Source organism: Collinsella sp. AM13-34, assembly GCF_003473055.1.
Classification (GTDB): domain Bacteria; phylum Actinomycetota; class Coriobacteriia; order Coriobacteriales; family Coriobacteriaceae; genus Collinsella.
On the sequence record NZ_QRLE01000024.1, the window covers coordinates 1 to 17,956 of the forward strand.

General features: G+C 57.3%; 17 protein-coding genes. 9 read left to right on the plus strand and 8 right to left on the minus strand.

Translation table 11 applies throughout. The features are described from left to right. Positions 1-162: 162 nt before the first annotated feature. The 7 genes from gyrA to DW151_RS09015 form a co-directional block, all read right to left on the minus strand. Positions 163-2,874, minus strand: a complete 2,712-nt coding sequence (gyrA, locus tag DW151_RS08985; RefSeq protein ID WP_199579937.1) for a DNA gyrase subunit A — start codon at positions 2,872-2,874, stop codon at positions 163-165. Between the two features lie 208 nt (positions 2,875-3,082). Next, the gene (gene gyrB / locus DW151_RS08990) at positions 3,083-5,113 is read right to left on the minus strand and encodes a DNA topoisomerase (ATP-hydrolyzing) subunit B (RefSeq protein WP_118335467.1); all 2,031 of its coding nucleotides are present in this window, start codon (positions 5,111-5,113) and stop codon (positions 3,083-3,085) included. A 105-nt stretch (positions 5,114-5,218) separates the two neighbouring features. Further along, positions 5,219-5,782: a DciA family protein gene (locus tag DW151_RS08995; protein WP_118335468.1), complete on the minus strand. Its 564-nt coding sequence runs from the start codon at positions 5,780-5,782 to the stop codon at positions 5,219-5,221. Then, on the minus strand, positions 5,769-6,875 hold the full coding sequence (locus tag DW151_RS09000; RefSeq protein ID WP_118335470.1) for a DNA replication/repair protein RecF: 1,107 nt from the start codon (positions 6,873-6,875) through the stop codon (positions 5,769-5,771). The genes DW151_RS08995 and DW151_RS09000 overlap by 14 nt, the downstream gene beginning before the upstream one ends. 9 nt (positions 6,876-6,884) lie before the next feature. Further along, positions 6,885-7,988, minus strand: coding sequence for a DNA polymerase III subunit beta (gene dnaN, locus DW151_RS09005; protein ID WP_099432409.1), 1,104 nt, complete (start codon positions 7,986-7,988; stop codon positions 6,885-6,887). 238 nt (positions 7,989-8,226) lie between these two features. Next, positions 8,227-9,951 (minus strand): DnaA ATPase domain-containing protein, encoded by a 1,725-nt coding sequence (locus DW151_RS09010; RefSeq protein ID WP_117640646.1) that lies wholly within the window; start codon positions 9,949-9,951, stop codon positions 8,227-8,229. Positions 9,952-9,966: 15 nt separating this feature from the next. After that, positions 9,967-11,319: an ATP-binding protein gene (locus DW151_RS09015; protein WP_118256742.1), complete on the minus strand. Its 1,353-nt coding sequence runs from the start codon at positions 11,317-11,319 to the stop codon at positions 9,967-9,969. Between the two features lie 345 nt (positions 11,320-11,664). Between DW151_RS09015 and rpmH the strand changes: the two genes are divergently transcribed. The 9 genes from rpmH (at position 11,665) to DW151_RS09060 (ending at position 16,704) form a co-directional block, all read left to right on the plus strand. Continuing rightward, positions 11,665-11,799 (plus strand): 50S ribosomal protein L34, encoded by a 135-nt coding sequence (rpmH, locus tag DW151_RS09020; protein WP_019127408.1) that lies wholly within the window; start codon positions 11,665-11,667, stop codon positions 11,797-11,799. A gap of 20 nt (positions 11,800-11,819) precedes the next feature. Further along, positions 11,820-12,158, plus strand: a complete 339-nt coding sequence (gene rnpA / locus DW151_RS09025) for a ribonuclease P protein component (protein WP_118335471.1) — start codon at positions 11,820-11,822, stop codon at positions 12,156-12,158. Then, positions 12,155-12,379, plus strand: coding sequence for a membrane protein insertion efficiency factor YidD (yidD, locus tag DW151_RS09030; protein ID WP_082421942.1), 225 nt, complete (start codon positions 12,155-12,157; stop codon positions 12,377-12,379). Before rnpA ends, yidD begins: the two co-directional genes overlap by 4 nt. A gap of 29 nt (positions 12,380-12,408) precedes the next feature. Continuing rightward, positions 12,409-13,179, plus strand: coding sequence for a YidC/Oxa1 family membrane protein insertase (locus DW151_RS09035; RefSeq protein ID WP_055251326.1), 771 nt, complete (start codon positions 12,409-12,411; stop codon positions 13,177-13,179). 44 nt (positions 13,180-13,223) lie between these two features. Then, complete coding sequence (locus tag DW151_RS09040; RefSeq protein WP_118335473.1) at positions 13,224-13,793, plus strand: R3H domain-containing nucleic acid-binding protein; 570 nt, start codon at positions 13,224-13,226, stop codon at positions 13,791-13,793. Between the two features lie 96 nt (positions 13,794-13,889). Next, entirely contained in the window at positions 13,890-14,627 is a 738-nt protein-coding gene (rsmG, locus tag DW151_RS09045; RefSeq protein WP_233543384.1) for a 16S rRNA (guanine(527)-N(7))-methyltransferase RsmG, read from the plus strand. A 134-nt stretch (positions 14,628-14,761) separates the two neighbouring features. Continuing rightward, positions 14,762-15,562, plus strand: coding sequence for a ParA family protein (locus DW151_RS09050; RefSeq protein ID WP_117584022.1), 801 nt, complete (start codon positions 14,762-14,764; stop codon positions 15,560-15,562). Then, positions 15,555-16,460 carry a ParB/RepB/Spo0J family partition protein gene (locus DW151_RS09055; protein WP_199579936.1) on the plus strand — a complete coding sequence of 302 codons (906 nt, stop codon included), beginning with the start codon at positions 15,555-15,557 and terminating at the stop codon, positions 16,458-16,460. The genes DW151_RS09050 and DW151_RS09055 overlap by 8 nt, the downstream gene beginning before the upstream one ends. Next, on the plus strand, positions 16,450-16,704 hold the full coding sequence (locus DW151_RS09060) for a hypothetical protein (protein WP_118335476.1): 255 nt from the start codon (positions 16,450-16,452) through the stop codon (positions 16,702-16,704). Before DW151_RS09055 ends, DW151_RS09060 begins: the two co-directional genes overlap by 11 nt. 199 nt (positions 16,705-16,903) lie before the next feature. On the opposite strand, the gene rlmN is transcribed toward DW151_RS09060, so the two are convergent. After that, positions 16,904-17,956, minus strand: a complete 1,053-nt coding sequence (gene rlmN, locus DW151_RS09065; protein ID WP_118335477.1) for a 23S rRNA (adenine(2503)-C(2))-methyltransferase RlmN — start codon at positions 17,954-17,956, stop codon at positions 16,904-16,906.

Genomic DNA, 17,956 nt, shown 5'->3' on the forward strand with positions numbered 1-17,956 from the left:
ACATTAAGTGCTCTCCGGCTCGTGCGGAACTCGCGATCGACTTCGCATGCCGCCGGGCAGCCGGGGCCGACGCGAGGTTCAAGATTGTCAAAAAAGCGGTCGGCGCGCAGTGCGCCGACCGCCGATATATGGGGTCTGATATTTTCTACCAGCTAGTTCCTCTTACTCGTCTAGGAGATCCTCTGGCATGTCGTTGCCGTCGCCTAGATCGACAGGGGTTTCTTCGGGGACAGAGCCGTCTTCTGTGGCTTCGCCTTCGGGCTTCTCCTTGGCGGCCGTCATGCGGGCTACGGCGCAGATGCGGTCGTTGTCGTCGACGGTCATCATCTTGACGCCCTGGGTGGCTCGGCCGGTCTGGCTGATCTCGTCGGTCTTGACGCGAATGACCGTCGCGCCCTCCGTCACGATGAACAGCTCGTGCTGCGGGCCCACCGTCTTCATGGCCGCGAGGTTACCCTTACGCTCGGTCATTTGGATGGTGTAGACGCCCTGGCCGCCGCGATTCTGCTCCGGGTAGTCCGCGACCGGCGTGCGCTTGCCGTAGCCGCGCTCGGTGATGACGAACAGATCGCCGTTGCCGTTAGTGACTTCCATGCCCAGAACGCTCACGCCGTCCTTCATACCGATACCGCGAACGCCGCTGGTATCGCGGCCGGTGGCGCGCACCTGCTCCTCGGAGAACATGATCGCCTTGCCCGCGGTGGTGGCCAGGATAATCTTGTCGCCCTCGCGCACGCGGCGCACGTTCAGCAGCGCGTCGTCGTCACGCAGGTTGATAGCGATCAGGCCGTCGCGACGGCTGCGGTCATACGCGCTCATCACGGTCTTCTTGACCATGCCGCTCTTGGTGGCAAACATCAGATACTCGTCGGCAGGGAACTCGCGGCAGCTGATGACGCTCGCGATCTTCTCGCCCTCCTCGAAGGGCAGCAGGTTGACGATCGCGGTACCGCGCGCCTGACGCGTACCCACCGGCAGCTCGTGCACCTTCAGGCGATAGACCTTACCCTTGCTCGAGAAGAACAGCACGTACTCGTGCGTGGACGCGATGAACATCTCGTCGATAACGTCGTCCTCTTTGAGGTTGACGCCCGACACGCCCTTGCCGCCGCGCTTCTGGGCGCGGTAGGCGGCCACCGGGATGCGCTTGACATAGCCGGTGTGGGTGATGGTCACGACCATGTCCTCGTCGGCAATGAGGTCCTCGACGTCCAGGTCCTTCTCGACATGGCTGATCTCGGTGCGGCGCTTATCGCCAAACTTCTTGGAGATCTCGCGCATCTCTTCCTTAATGACGCCCAGGATCTTCTCCTCGTGCGCCAGCAGGTCCTCGTAGTAGGCGATGGCACGGCGCAGGCCGTCCAACTCTTCTTGGATCTTGTCGCGCTCCAGGCCGGTCAGGCGGCGCAGCTTCATCTCGAGGATGGCCGTGGTCTGCTCGGGCGTAAAGCCAAAGCGCTCGATCAGGCGGCTGCTGGCCTCGGAATCGGTCTGCGAGGAACGGATGATGCTGATGACCTCGTCAATATGGTCGAGAGCCATCAGGTAGCCCTCGAGGATATGCGCGCGGGCCTGGGCCTTCTTAAGGTCGAAGCGGGTGCGGCGGGTGACGACGTCGACCTGGTGATCGATGTAGTGCTGCAGCATCTCGCGCAGGCTCAGGCATTTGGGAACGCCGTTGACAAGCGCCAGGTTGTTGGCGCCGAAGGTCGTCTGCAGCGAGGTGTACTTATACAGGTTGTTGAGCACGACCTGCGGAATGACGCCCTTCTTGAGCTCGATGACCAGACGGATGCCCTTCTGGTTGGACTCATCGCGCATGTCCGAGATGCCCTCGATGCGCTTGTCGTTGACGAGCTGGGCGATCTTCTCCTGCAGGGTGCCCTTGTTGACCATGTAGGGAATCTCGGTAAAGACCAGGCGGTTGCGGCCGGTCTTGGTGGATTCCACGTGGGCCTTGGCGCGCACGGTAATGGAGCCGCGGCCGGTCTCGTAGCTCTGCTTAATGCCGGCGCTGCCCATGATGATGGCGCCGGTGGGGAAGTCCGGACCGGGCATGATCTGCATGAGCTCGTCGACAGTAGCGTCGGGATTATCGATCAGGTAGCAGGTTGCCTCGATCGCCTCGGTGAGGTTATGCGGGGCGATATTGGTGGCCATGCCGACGGCGATGCCCTGGCTGCCGTTGACCAGCAGGTTGGGGAAGCGCGCAGGCAGCGCCACGGGCTCGGCGAGTGATTCGTCGTAGTTGGGCTGCCAGTCGACGGTATCCTTCTGCAGGTCACGCAGCAGCTCCATGGCGGGCTTTGCCAGGCGGCTCTCGGTGTAACGCATGGCCGCCGCGCCGTCGCCGTCGATGTTGCCGAAGTTGCCGTGACCGTCGATGAGCGGCGTGCGCATGGAGAACCACTGCGCCAGGCGGACCATGGCCTCATAGACCGCGATGTCGCCATGCGGGTGGTACTTACCGATAACTTCGCCGACCGTCCAGGCCGACTTCTTATGTGGGCGGTTGGGGTAGATGCCGCTCTCGTTCATCGCGTACAGGATGCGGCGGTGCACCGGCTTTAAGCCGTCGCGCACGTCCGGCAGGGCGCGCGCCGTGATAACCGACATCGAATACTCGATGAACGACTGCTTCATCTCGCGACCAAACTCCGAAATCTGGAGCTGGCCGCCGTTAATATCCTCGCCGGCCGAGGCGCCACGGTCGACTTCGCCAAAGCTCTCCTCGAGCTCGGCGTCGTCGTCCTCTTCCTCTTCATCATCGGCATCGGGATTATAGGCGTCCGGATCGCCGTCCTCGCCCTGCTCAGCACGGGCAAGCAGGCGCTTCAGATCGTCGGGCATACCGGCATCGCCGGCCTCGCCCATACCCTCGTTATTGTTGATATCGTCTGCCACGTTACCTCCTCATGGTTTGCGTGGTCCATTAGTTCCCTACCACGGAGACGAATTACCGGGAACACCGGATAACCCTCCTAGGTTTTCCAGGTGCCCCAGGTTGCCCTGAAGGATGAGGGCGCGCGCCTTGCGTGCGGCGCCCGAAATCCTGAAGGGCAAGATGGGGTGCCTGGGAAAGCTAGGCGTCTAAGAAGCGCGCGTCGTGCGCGTGTTTTTCAATGTACTCGCGGCGATAGCCGACCTCGGAACCCATCAGCTCGCGCACGGCGCGGTCCGCCACCACGGCGTCCTCGATCGACACACGCTGCAGGATGCGGGTCTTGGGGTCCATCGTCGTCGAGGCAAGCTGCTTGGGGTCCATCTCGCCCAGGCCCTTGTAGCGCTGGACGGTATAGCCCTTGCGCTTTTTGGTGATCTTGCCGTCCTTGGCCTTGCCGTCCTCGTCGTTATCGTCGGGGTTCAGGCCCAGACTCTGGATGGTGTCGCGCAGGATCTCGTCTTCGGGCTGGCGGCCGTTGGGATACACGTAGTGGATCTTGTTGCGCACCTTAATGCCAAAGATGGGCGGGCAGGCAACATAGACGTAGCCGGCATCGATCAGCGGACGCATGTACTTGTAGAAGAACGTCAGCAGCAGGATGCGGATATGCGCACCGTCGACGTCTGCATCGGTCATGATGATGATCTTGTGGTAGCGCGCCTTGCTGATATCGAAGTCGCCGCCGTCGCCGGCACTCGTCGTGACGCCGCAGCCGATCGCGGTAATCAGCGACTGGATGGTGTCACTCGAGAACGCGCGGTGGTCACCAACGCGTTCGACGTTCAAAATCTTGCCGCGCAGGGGCAGAATCGCCTGGATGTCTCGGCGACGGCCGTCCTTGGCCGAACCGCCTGCCGAGTCGCCCTCTACGATGAAGAGCTCGGTCAGCTCGGCATCGCGCACCGAGCAGTCAGCGAGCTTACCGGGCAGGGACGCCGTCTCGAGCAGGCTCTTGCGGCGGGTCGCCTCGCGCGCCTTGCGGGCGGCATTGCGCGCCTTGCAGGCCTGCTGCGCCTTCTTGACGATCTCGCGAGCGGGCTTAGGGTGCTCCTCGAGGTAATCGGCGAGGCCGTCGGTCACGATCTTGAGCGTCAGCGCGCGCATATAGGAGCTGCCGAGCTTGGCCTTGGTCTGACCCTCAAACTGCGGGTCGGGCAGCTTGACCGAGATGACAGCCGAAAGGCCCTCGCGCACATCGTCGCCGGTCAGGTTGGCGTCCTTTTCCTTGAGCAGATTCTGCTTGCGCGCGTAGTCGTTGATCACGCGGGTAAGCGCGGTACGGAAGCCTTCGAGGTGCATGCCGCCCTCGGGGGTGTAGATGTCGTTGGCAAACGACATGACGTTCTCGCCATAGCCGCTATTCCACTGCAGGGACACCTCGACCTCGCCCATCTTGGTCACGGGCGCGTCCGGATCAGACTTGCCCTCAATGTAGATGGGCTCCTTAAAGGCCTCGGGGACATCCTTGCCCTCGTTGAGGAACTTGACGAAGTCGATGATGCCGCCTTCGTAGCAGAACTCCTCCACGTGGGGAGTCGCCTCGCGCTCGTCGGTCAACACGATCTTGAGGTTCTTATTGAGGAACGCCGTCTCCTGCAGACGGTTGTGCAGCGTATCGAAATCGTAGATGCAGGTCTCGAAGATCTCGTCGTCGGGCCAGAAGGTGACGGTGGTGCCCGTCGTCTCCGATGTGCCCACGATCTCCATCTTCTTGACGGTCTTGCCGCGCGAGAATTCCATCTCGTAGACGCCGCCGTCGCGGCGGACCTGTACGACCACGCGCTTGGACAGGGCGTTGACGACGGAGATGCCCACGCCGTGCAGGCCGCCCGAGACCTTGTAGGCCGAGTTATCGAACTTACCGCCAGCGTGCAGGATCGTCATGACGACCTCGAGCGTCGGGATCTTTTTGATAGGATGCTCGTCGACGGGGATGCCGCGCCCGTTATCGACGACCGTGATGGAGTTGTCGGCGTGGACCGTCACCTGGATCTCGGTGCAGAAACCGGCCATGGCCTCGTCGACGGAGTTGTCAACGATCTCCCACACCAAGTGATGCAGACCGCTGGCGCTCGTCGAACCGATATACATGCCCGGGCGCTTACGAACGGCCTCGAGACCTTCGAGAATCTTAATCTCGCCGCCATCGTAATCGTTTTCGTTTGCCACACGTCCTCCTTCAGTTAAGAAAATGTGTACAGCCTTACTAGTTTATCGTAAAAAAATACCCTCGGGAACGAGGGTATTTGGCTCTACAAGGCCACCAGATGCGATTTAAGGCTCTTTTTTGCTCTGCACGCCCTTGGCCCACTCGGCACTGGCTCTCATGGCATTCTCGAGGGCCTCGCGCAGTTTTTGGTCTTCGATGGGCGCCACTTGGCGCTCGATCTCGGCGCGCTCGGCATCGCTGAGGTCGGCGTGCGGAGCCGGCGGGCGCTCGGTCGTCGCCGGGTGCAGGCGCTCCTTGGCGGCGGGTGGCGTGTGACCGGGCGCGGTGGTTTTGAACACCAGGCCGTCCACATGCGCACCGGCGCGCTCCATGCGCGCGCGGATGATCTCGCGCAACAGCGTCATTTCCTGCGTCCACGAGGGCGAGTCGAGATACACCAGCAGCTCATTGGACTCGGGCAGGTAACGCAGTCCCGTCACATGCCGCCCCTCGCGCGTGCCCGAGCACACCGCGTTCCATGCGCGATAGACCGTGCGCGACTCCTCGGCGGCCTCCATCTGCGCACGGCGCTTAGGCGTTGCAGCCGCCAGGATGCGCTGGCGCTCTGCGTTCAAAAACCCGCTGAAGGCGACTGTCTCGCTCTCGCGCTCGTAATTAGCACGTCTCACCCATGCTCACCACCTTGGCTCGATCAAGCAGGTCATCGGTAAAGTACCCCAGGTTGGTCGTGGTTATGACCGTCTGGATATCATCGCCAATCAGCCGCAGGAAAGCGCCGCGACGCTCGCCGTCGAGCTCGCTCATCACGTCGTCCAGAAGCAGCAGTGGGGCGGTGCCCAGGACATCGCGAGCCACGGCAACCTCGGCCACCTTCCAGGACAGCACCAGCGTGCGCTGCTGTCCTTGGCTGGCAAATGAACGGGCGGAGCGACCAGCCACGGTGAACTCGATCTCGTCGCGATGCGGTCCCACCAACGTCACGCCGCGGCGAATTTCCTCGTCGGCATGCTCGTCAAGGGCAGCCAGCATGCGCTCGTACGCCCAACCCTTCAGCTCTTCGCGATCCTCGACCTGGGGTAAATCCCCCAGCGTGGACGCATAGGTCACGTTGGCAGCCTCGCCGGACGCCACTTGCCCGTAGGCAGTGTGCACATGGCCCGCCAGCCGGTCGAGTAGGGCCAACCGGTGCACGAGCAGGGCCGAGCCCGCGCGAGCAATCGAATCGTTCCACGCGCCGAGCATCTCGCGACAGCACCAGGTCTCCTTGAGCAGGGCGTTACGCTGGGTCACGCAGCGCCCATAGGTGCTCGCAAGATCGGCATAACGCACGCTCAGCTGCATGCCAAAGTCATCGAGGGCGGCGCGGCGCACACTGGCGCCTCGCTTAACCATGTCCAGATGGTCGGGGCAAAACAGCACGCTCGGCAGAATCCCGCGCACACCGGCGGCAGAGCATCTCTTGCCGTTGCGACTAAACGAGCGCTTACCGTCCTCCGCGCTCAATCCCATATCAAGCACGCGGCCGTCGCCCTCGAGCCTCAGCTCGATCTTGCACGAGCCCACGCCGTCATGGACGAGCTCGGCTGCGGTCGGATGCCTAAACGAGGCGCCGCTCGTCAGCAGCTGCAGCGCCTCTATGAGATTGGTCTTTCCCGCCGCGTTGGGTCCCGCAAGTATCGTCACGCCCTCGTCCAGGGCAAGGCGATAGCTATCGAAGCTGCGGTAGTGCGCGACGGAAAGATCGCGGGCGAACATGGTCATGGCGCAGCGCTAGATGCGGACCGGCATGACCAGGTACAGGTAGTTGATCTTGTCGTAGGACTTGAAGATGCCCGCCTGCGAGTAGCTCTTGAGCTCCAGCGTGATCTCCTTCTCCTTGGACAGGGCATTGAGGCAGCCGAAGATGTAGTGGTAGTTGAAGGCGATGGTACCCGACTCGCCCTCAGCCTCGACATCGATCGTCTCCTGCGCAAGGTCCTGGTCATTGGAAATGGAGGACAGGCCCATCTGCCCGTTCTCGACATCGATCTCGAACTTGACGGCGGGGTTGGCGCTCGCGATAACGGCCACGCGCTTGAGGGCGGCGTTAAAGGCGGCGACATCGATCTTGACGCTCGTCACGCACGAATCGGGGATGAGCTGCTTGTAGTTGGGGTACACGCCCTCGATGCGACGCGACACGTAGGTGGTGTTGCCGGCCTCGAAGACGACCTGGGTGTCGGTAGCCCCGATCATGATGGTCGCCTGGCTGGCCATGATGTTCAGCGCGTCGTTAAAGGCGTCAGCCGGAACGTTGAGCTCAAAGGAGCCCTCGAGGGTCGAGGTCTCGACCTGCGTATCGCACACGGCCAAGCGGAAGGAATCGGTCGCCACCAGGCGTACGGTGTTGTTCTCGACCTTCATGTGCACGCCGCCCAGGATGGGGCGAGCCTTGTCGGTCGAGGTGACGCGCCACACGCGGCCGACCATTTCGGACAAGACATCGGTCGGCAGCTCCACGGCACTCTCGATGGCATAGGCCGGAAACTCGGGGAAGTCATTGGCATCGAGCGTGTTCAGCCTAAAAGAGCTCTTCTCGCAACCAATCAGCACCTGGCGCTCGGACAGCTCAAAGGTGACCGGGGCATCGGGGAGGGTCTTGGTGATATTGGAGAGCATCTTACAGGGGATAACCATCTCGCCCTCTTCTTCGACATGCGCCGCGATGCGATGACGGATCGAGATAGTGTAGTTAGAGGTCTGGAATTCCAAGATGCCGTCTTGGGCCTTAACGAGCACGCCCGACAGGATGGGAAGGGTGGATGCCGAAGCGACACCCTTCATAACGACGCCGATGGCTTGTGTAAGCGAGCTCTGGCTGACGGTGAACTTCATCTTTTAATACCTTTCTATAGATATAAATATCTTAATAATAGTAATAGCACTGACGAAACTGTTGATTACTCTCAAAGACGCAGGTCAGACCCAGAAAGAGAATCGACAGCAACCTGTGTGCAACAGGGGTGGTTTTCCACGTTCAAAACCTGCGCAAAACTTTTCATCACCGCGGGTTGGGTTTTAGACACCTTATGCCCGTGGTTTCGACAAGTTTTCAACAGGTGTCTCTATTTCCCTACGAGCGCAGTGTAATTTTATCGCGCAGCGACTTGAGGTCTTCGGTGACGGTGCGGTCTTCCTGGATCATCTTCTGGACCTTTTTGTAACTCGTGCTGACGGTCGAGTGGTTGCGGTTGCCAAATTCGGCGCCCACCGCCGTGGTCGTCATCTCGCACATCTCGATGGCCAGGTAGATAGCGATATGGCGTGCTTTGGCGATATTGGCGTTGCGACGCGGGCCGATGAGCTCCTCGTGCGTCACGCCGTACTGCTCTTCGATGACGGACTGAACCGTCTGGACGTTGATCTTTTTGGCCGATGTGTCAAAGTACTGGCTGGCGATGGCGTCGATATCGTCAAAGGTGAGCTCCCCGCCCTCGCGCTCGCGGTCGCCCGCCTCGCCGGCGCAGCGCTCGCAAAAGCTCTCGAGTTCGCGGATGTTGGTGCCCGAGACCTCGGCCATGTGTTTAAAGTGCTCGTCGGTTAGGTGCCCGCCGTCGCCCCCATAGGCCGCCAGCAGCGAGTCGTCGCCTGCCTCGGGAGCGGCGACGATGGTGTTCTCGTAATAGCGCTGCAAGATCTTGTATTTCATCTCGTAGCTGGGCTCTGCGACCAGGCAGAGCATGCCGGCGTTGAAGCGGCTGGTCAGACGCTCGTCCATGCTCAGGTCCTTGGGGGCGCGGTCTGCCGCGATGACGACCTTCTTGTTGTTGCGGATGAACTCGTCCATGAGCTGGAAAAAGTAGTCCACGCTCGCGCGCTTGCCGATGATGTTTTGGATGTCATCGATGATGAGCACGTCCACGCCGTGGTATGCCTGCATGATAGGGGCGTTGCTCTTCTTTTGGCGGTCGAACTCGGTCATCAGGTCGTCCAGATATGCCTGGGAGTTGGCATACTTGACCTTGATCTCGGGCGACTTCTCGGCGAGCTCGTTTTTGATGGCAAGCAGCAGGTGCGTCTTGCCCAGGCCCGATTTGCCGTAGATGAACAGTGATGTGCACGTGCCGCGCTCGTCCGCGAGGGCGGCAAACTTGAGTGCCGAGCGATAGGCATGGCTGTTCTCGGGGCCGTAGACAAAGTTCTCAAAGGTAAATTTTGAGTTCGCGGCGAGCGGGGCTCCATCCGCATTCTGCTCGGCCGGTACGGTCGGTGCTGGCATGGGTGAAGCGGGGGTCGCAGCTTGCGTGGACTTAGTCGGCGCTCCGCCCTTCATCTGGTTCATCATGCGACGAAAATCATCGGCCGAGAGCGTGTTCTTGATTGCAATGCCCGAATCCGCGCCCGCCGCTGCGTCGTGAGCGATAGGCATGTGCGTGACGGGTGCGTTCGTTGACGTCGCCGCCGCGGTCGGCAACGGTGCCATGGTTTCACGGGAAACATCGCCGTGCTGGTGCTCGATTGTCGGCACGTCGCCTGCGGAGGCCGGCACCGCCGGGGAAGCAGCGGGAGCCGTGGCGGGCGCCGTCGCGGCAGCAGATTCGGCCGTTGCGCCTTGCGGTGCCACGATGTCGAGCGCGATCGGTGCAAAGGCGATTTCTTCCAGATAGGCCTCAATGGTCGGCTGATGCTTTTTGAGCTGCGCGATGGCAAAGCGCGAGGGGGCCTCGATCGTGAGCGTATCTTCGGTCAGGCTTATGGCGCGCGATTGCCCCAGCATGTTGATGAGGCGTGCATCTTGGCCGTCGCGCTGGCAAAAGGCGATGGCATCCCCCAGGATGATGCTTGCTTCCTCGTCCACTATCTCTCCCGTTCTTTAGCTCTGAGCTCGCACGCGAGCGGCGCCGAGTTCGGTCAGATGGTATTTCTGGCCATGCTTGATGACCAAGCCGGCCTGCGCCAAGTCATTGAGCGTGCGTGACCAAGTGGGGGCCGAGTTTCCAAACGCCCTCGCCAGATCGGTAGCACCGCACGCTTGATTTTGCGCCAGATAGCCCAGCGCGGCGTTGCCGCGATCGCTTACGAACACGTCCGGTTGTGGCTGCGCATACTGATTTGCTGCATTAGGATACATCATTTGAGCTGCTGGTTGTTGAGAACTCTGCATCGGCGGCATTTGCTGTTGAAAACTTTGAGGCCACTGTTGGTAAGGCTGCGGAGGCATCTGCTGGGCCCAGGGGTTGTACTGCTGCTGCGGCATCTGCTGGTACGGCTGCTGATATCCCTGCTGGTACTGCTGCGGGAACTGCTGGCCATACCCCAGTGGCTGCATCTGCTGATATGGATATCCCTGTTGGTACGGCTGATAGCCCATTTGCTGGCTACCCGGTGCCCCCGTCGCCTGCTGCATTGCTGCTGTATCCTGATCCGCCAGCGGCATGGCCTGTGGCACGTTTGGCGGCATCGACATCGACGCCGCCTGGGGCTCTTGTGTAGGAAGCATTCCGGGCTGCTGCATCTGTCCCACGCGGGGCTGCATCTGTTGCGTTGCCATGGGCTGCTGCGCAAAAGCTCCCGGCAGGGGATATGCGGGCTGCTCCGTCTCGGGCCGCACGGCAGCACCGCGCCCGCCGGCGCGTTCGATTTCCTGCACGCGTTTAGGGTCCAGGCTTACCGTAACCACGGTGCCGTTGCCCATATTGTCCTCGATGGACACGGCCCCGCCGGCGTTTTCCAAATACTCCTGCACCATGGGAAACCCTGCTCCTGTTCCACGGATATAGCGCTTCATCTTGCTGTTTGCGCTGGTAACGCCAAAGTCGAAAGCGCGCTCCTTGTCGTCGATGCCGGGTCCTTGATCAGCAAAGCGGATGGTGTCTCCGCCGTCCAGAATCGAGATGATGGGCTCGGCAAAGTGTGCGTGGATAAAGTTTTCGACAATCTCGCGGATGACCATGAGCGAGATATGGCCACCTTGTTCTTTCATGCACTGGTAGACGGTGTTGGTCGTCTCTTCCAAATACGTGCGGACATCTTGCGGATCAATGACGATCACACGCGGTGTCGACAGCATGTCGTCATAGACGGCGATGCGCGCGGCGTACATGGCTTTTGGCGCCTGCGTGGTCGTCTGCTCGCCTTCCTCACGCTCTTCGCGCACGCCGGTGATGTGCTCGTTGTCGGGTGCCGGGTCTCCGGAATCGACCATGGTGTAAAAGTCGTCAGACATGCCGCTCGCAATCTTTCAAAAGGTTTCGAACAAATAGTAGCTCACCGTGCAATGTTTCTCATCTTTCGACAACTTTTCAAAACCTGTTGAAAACTTTGGAAAACGGACGAAAAGTTCTCAACATTGCCAACATGACCTGTTGAAAACTCGATGAAATATCGTGAAAAGTTGCCATGCACCGCTAAATCGAGCTCGGCTTATGGGGGAACCGTGTGAACTGCGCAACCTTTTACCTTTGATTTCTTGACATTTGAACATTGATTTCCCTACAATCTTCAAGCTCACGTGTCTATATCTGCGTCCGCGCCCCCGCGGACACTCGAAATGCAGCAGGAGGAACTTAAGATGAAGCGTACGTATCAGCCTAATAAGCGTAAGCGTGCCAAGACCCATGGCTTCCGTGCCCGTATGGCCACCAAGGGTGGTCGTGCCGTGCTCGCCCGTCGTCGCGCCAAGGGCCGCAAGCGTCTCACTGTCTAGCAGCGATACACACATCTCGCATGAAGACTATTAAGTCTCGGCAAGATTTCGAGCATGTGTTCAGTCAGGGGCGTCGTTTCAGTCACCCTCTGATTCGAATGACCATATGTGAATCGGTTGGCGAAGGCGACTCCGGAAGGGTCGCCTTCGTTGGTGCTAAACGGCTCGGTTGTGCTGTCGTGCGCAACCGTTCTAAGCGTGTGATGCGCGAGGCCGCCCGCAGCTGTGGATTTCCCGTTGCGGGTTATGACATCATCTTGTTCGCAACTCCCAAGACGAGGGTTTCCTCGCCGCAGGAGATGGACAATGCATTGCGTTCGCTTATGAAACGCGCCGGCGTTGCCGGGGAGGAGCGATGAGCAATCACGTTTTGCGACGTGTTGCCATCGCTCCTATTCGCATATATCAACAGGTTATTTCGCCCTTATTGCCTGACGCCTGCATTTATTACCCAACGTGCTCGCAATACGCCGTCCAGGCGATTGAGAAGCACGGTGTTTTGAGAGGCTGCTGGCTTGCCGTGAGGCGCATCGCTCGCTGCAATCCCCTGCACGTCGGCGGTTATGACCCTGTGCCCTAGCGGGCACTCGCTATCGGAGGAAAACTTACATGTGGGATTGGATCGTTAACATCCTTTTCGAGCTGCTCAAGCTCATCCAGACCTTTGCGGTCGACTGGGGCCTGTCCATCATCATCCTGGTGGTCATCATCCGTCTGCTGCTGACGCCGCTTATGCTCAAGTCGACCAAGTCGACGGCTCGCATGCAGGTGTTGCAGCCCAAGATGCTCGAGATCCAGGAGCGCTATGCCGACGATCCCCAGCGTCAGGCCGAGGAAATGCAGAAGTTCTACAGCGAGAACAAGTTCAACCCGATGGCTGGTTGTCTGCCGCTGTTGATTCAGATGCCTGTCCTGTTCGCCCTATTTACGCTGCTGCGTAACCTACCGGACTACTTTAACGACGGCACGTTCTCGTTCTTTAATATTCTGCCCGACCTGACCACCACGCCGAGTGCCTCCTTTGCCGATGGCTTTATGGTCGCGCTGCCTGCGCTGGTCTGCCTGATCCTGTTCGCTGTCCTGACCCTGATTCCGCAGCTCTATATGTCGCGCAACCAGACCGGCCAGCAGGCTCAGAGCATGCGTATGATGGCCGTTGTCATGACGGTCATGATGCTTTGGATGGGCTGGAGCCTTCCCGTTGGTGTTCTGCTGTACTACGACGTCTCGTCTGCTTGGCAGGTTATCCAGCAGATTTTTGTGACGCAGAAGGTCATCGACAAGGCGAAGGCCGATGAGGAGGAGCGCCTTAAGAACGCGCCGCTGCAGGTTGAGGTCACTCGTCGCGAGAAGAAGCCGCGCCCGCACAAGAAGAAGTAGCGGGATATCAATCTTATTTAGGTACCTAACTTTTGGAGTACGTTATGTCTGAAGAGATCATCGAGGATATGCTTGAGGAGGTTGCCCCGCAGGTCGCGGGCGATTATCCCGAGATTGCACAGCGCTACAAGGCTGGTGAAGAGCTGACCGACGAGGAGCTCGACACCATTGCCGATGTCGCGATTTCCATCCTGCGTTCCATCCTTTCGCACTTCGATGCCGCCAACTCTCCTATCGATGAGTATGAGGGCGACGAGGGTGAGTTGATTCTGGATGTAACGGCTCCCGACCTTGCTGTTCTCATTGGCCGTCATGGTCGCACCCTTGATGCCCTTCAGGTTATGTTCTCATTGCTGGTGAGCCGCAAGCTCGGCTTTAGGTATCCGGTTGTAGTGGACGTCGAGGGATACAAGAGCCGCCGTCAGGACAAGGTTGCCTCCATGGCTCAGTCTGCTGCCGAGCGTGCCATCCGCACTCATAAGCGTGTTTCGCTTCCGCCCATGAATGCCTACGAGCGCCGACTGGTTCACATTGTACTTCGTGGCAATGACGCCGTCGATACTCATTCTGAGGGTTCTGACCCCGATCGCCATGTGGTGATTGTTGCTCGATAATCTACTCGAGCTTATGCTAAGGGGACGTGGTTTCCACGTCCCCTTTTTTTGTCAAAAGTTCTCGATACACTGATTTTTGTCAGAAAGGAGCTTTCGTTGTTAGTACTTACTGATCAGCAGGCTGACGAGATGTTGAGTCGTCTAACTTCCTATTGCAAAGAGTATTCCTTGAGCGTAACTGATACTGAGCTGAGGAAATGTATTCAACATTTGGATTTGGTTCTGGAAACAAATAAGACAACCAATCTCACCCGTATTCTTAACATAGAAGATGCTGCGGTACTTCATATCCTCGACTCACTTGTTTTGCTCCCCTATATCAATAAGGCTCCTGAGGGAGCTTTGCTCGATATGGGAACAGGTGCGGGCTTCCCTGGTATTCCGTTAACCATAACCATGCATCGTAAAGCTACTTATATTGACTCTGTTGGTAAGAAGGTTGATGCTGTCAATTCTTTTGTTGATGTTCTTGGATTGAAACATGCTCATGCGGTTCATGATCGCCTTGAAGAATATGCTCGAAGCCATAAGAAGCAGTTTTCTGTCGTAACCGCCCGCGCACTTGCCCCTCTACCGATTCTTGTTGAGTATGCTGCTCCGTTCCTCAAAGACGGAGGGCTATTTGTTATCACCAAGGGTAATCCTTCGGATGAGGAGCTTGCTTCCGGCATGTCAGCAGCTAAGATTTGCGGCTTCACTTTGCTTCTGAATGACGCAATCGATTTGCCTGAGGGCTTGGGCCACAGGGAGTTCATTGTTCTTAAAAAGAGTCATCCGGCATCCGTTTCATTGCCTCGTGCAAATGGCATGGCAAAGAAGAATCCGCTTGCCTAGATGTTTCACGTGAAACATAATGGATACTAACAACTTGCAGTGTTTCACGTGAAACATGGCGGTTGATATCGAATCGGAATGTTTCACGTGAAACATCCTCCGTTTGACAGCTTTAATACACACCAGGAGGGACCGTGGGATTTCGCGACGTTAAGCGTTCTAAGAGCGCAAAAGACACGCGTATCATTGCAATCATCAATCAAAAAGGCGGCGTCGGTAAGTCAACGACGGCTGTGAACCTTGCAGCAGCACTGGGTGAGCAGGGTCGTAAGACACTGATTGTCGATTTTGATCCGCAGGGAAACAGCACCAGTGGATTTGGAATTGAAAAAGAAGACCTTGATCGCTGCATCTATGATGCATTGTTGAATGATGTGCCGGCAGAATCGCTTGTTCTTGATACAAATTGCAAAAAGGTATTCGTAATTCCAGCTACGATTCAGCTTGCAGGTGCCGAAATTGAGCTCGTAAGCGCAATTGCTCGTGAAACCCGCCTCAAAGATTTGCTTGAGCCGATTCAGGACGAGTTCGATTTTATTTTCATTGACTGTCCTCCTTCGCTCGGCCTGCTTACTATCAATGCCTTGACCGCAGCAGACAGCGTTTTGATTCCGATCCAGTGCGAGTACTATGCACTCGAGGGCGTTACGAAGCTGCTAGAGTCAATGAAGATGGTCAAATCACGTCTGAACAAGGGCTTAGACACCTATGGTGTGCTTATGACCATGTATGACTCGCGTACTTCTCTATCGAATCAGGTTGTTGAGGAGGTTCAATCATACTTTGGTGATAAGGCATTTAAGACACTAATCCCCCGTACGGTTAAAATCTCCGAAGCTCCGTCTTTTGGAGAACCGGTAATTACCTATGCACCTCAAAATAAGGGTGCAAAAGCGTATATGAACCTTGCAAAAGAGGTGATCAAGCGTGCCTAGTGTAAAGAAACGTGGCGGATTGGGACGTGGACTCAATGCTTTGGTCTCAGAGGCCGAGTATGAGACCGGTGGTTCTGCTGTATCTGCTTCAAATGCCGCATCTGTAACAAAACTACCTATTGAGGATATCGTTCCCAACCCTAATCAACCGCGAATTCATTTTAATGAAACTGAACTTCGCGAGTTGAGCGAGTCAATCCAAGAGCATGGCGTTTTGCAGCCGCTCTTGGTTCGCAAGCATGGAAACGGCTATGAGATTATCGCTGGTGAGCGTCGTTACCAGGCGTCAAAGCTTGCTGGTCTTGAGGAGCTGCCTGTCATCATTAAAGATGTTAATGATGAAGAGATGCTGGCTCTTGCTCTTATCGAAAACCTTCAGCGTTCTGATCTGAATCCCGTCGAAGAGGCTAAGGGCTATCGCCAGCTCATTGATGCCAGCGGTATGACCCAGGAGGCATTGTCGAAGGCAGTAAGCAAATCACGCTCTGCAATTACAAATTCGTTGCGCCTTCTCGATCTCCCTGAAGTAGTTCAGCAGATGATTTTTGAGGGTAAACTTACTGCTGGTCATGCACGTGCGATTCTTGCAGTTCCCTATGAGGATGCTCGAATTCGACTTGCAGAAAAGGTTGTTGCAGAGGGCCTTTCCGTAAGAGCGACAGAAAATCTTGCTCCATTGTTTTCTGCCGGAGAGACGCCTAAGACGCCGAGGCCTGCAACGCCTCAGTCTTTTAAAAAGGCTGCCCGTGTGCTTCGCCAGGTATTTAATACCAACGTGCGTGTGAAGAGCTCGCGTGGAAAGAATAAGATTGAAATTGAGTTTAAAGACGAAGAAGAGCTTTCTCGTATTCTTGGTGAAATGATTCAGTTTGATCAAGGGGGCCAAGATGAGGAATAAGATTTTTACTGCGATTGCATTGGCGACGACTATCGCTGCTGGTGCCTTTGCTGGCTATAAGATCGCGACAGACGATGAACTTCGAGGTCGTTTGCTTCGTGGCGCGCAAGATATCGTTGATACGTCCAAGAAGAAAATGGATGTTATGACAGAAGATGTTGCCATGCGCACTGCTCAGGTAACGAAAAATCCTAAGATTAATCAAGGTTGGGTTAGCAACCAATGGGAAAATGTAGGCTATTAGGTACCTAACAATTACCCTGCATATTTTAAGGGGCCCTTGTCTGATTCATGAGACAAGGGCCCCTTATTTTGTCCGTAAAAAATGGGAAAGGTAGCAGCTGCTCCAAAATTGAGGTCAATAAATGAAACGGCCCCGGTTGCATATCCTGCAACCGGGGCCGTTCGATGTTTCACATGAAACGTTTTGGAGTGCGACTCCCCTATGCGTTCTTCTGAACTTTAAAGCGCTGTTTCAGCTGTCCGCAAGCGGCGTCAATATCGTTACCACGGGAGTTACGAATCGTGGTCTCGATGCCACGGGACTCAAGACGACGCTGAAGATCCTCAACCTTATGAATCGGCGACGGCTTGAGCGGGCTGCCCTCGATGTCGTTAAGTTGAATCAGGTTAACGTGGCACAGCGTTCCCTCGCAGAAGTCGCAGAGTGCCTGCATCTCGGGATTCGTATCGTTGATGCCTTCGATCATGGCATACTCATAGGTCGGGCGGCGGCCAGTCTTCTCGGTGTAGAGCTGAAGCGCCTCGTGAAGGCGAAGCAGCGTGTACTTCTTAACACCGGGCATGAGCTTATTGCGCGTCGATTGGATGGCGGAATGCAGGGAAACGGCAAGCGTGAACTGCTCGGGAATATCGGCAAATTTGCGAATACCGGGAATAACGCCGCTGGTAGAGACGGTGAGGTGACGAGCGCCGATACCGATGCCATCGGGGTCGTTGAGGATACGCAATGCCTTGAGAACCTCGTCGTAGTTGGCAAACGGCTCGCCCTGGCCCATGAAGACAACGCTTGTGGCACGCTCGCCAAAGTCGTTGGATACATGAAGCACCTGGTCGACGATCTCTTGAGCAGTCAGAGAGCGCTTGAGGCCGTTGAGACCGGTAGCGCAAAAGGCACAGCCCATGCCGCAGCCTGCCTGGGTGGAAACGCAGACGGAAAGCTTGTTACGACGGGGCATACCGACAGTTTCAACGGAAATGCCGTCGTGGTACTCGAGCAGATACTTGCGAGAGCCATCTTTAGAAACCTGCTTGGTGAGTTCAGTCGGCGTATCAAAGGCAAACGCCTCTTTAAGCTGCTCGCGGAAAGCCTTGGGAAGGTTGGTCATATCGTCAAACGAACAAACGTTCTTCTCAAAGACCCATTCGATGAGCTGCTTCGCGCGGAAGGCGGGCTGGCCAAGTTCGGCCACGAGCTCGCGAATATCGTTTTGGCTCAAGTCGCGAATGTCCTGAGATTTAGTCCTGGGATTCAT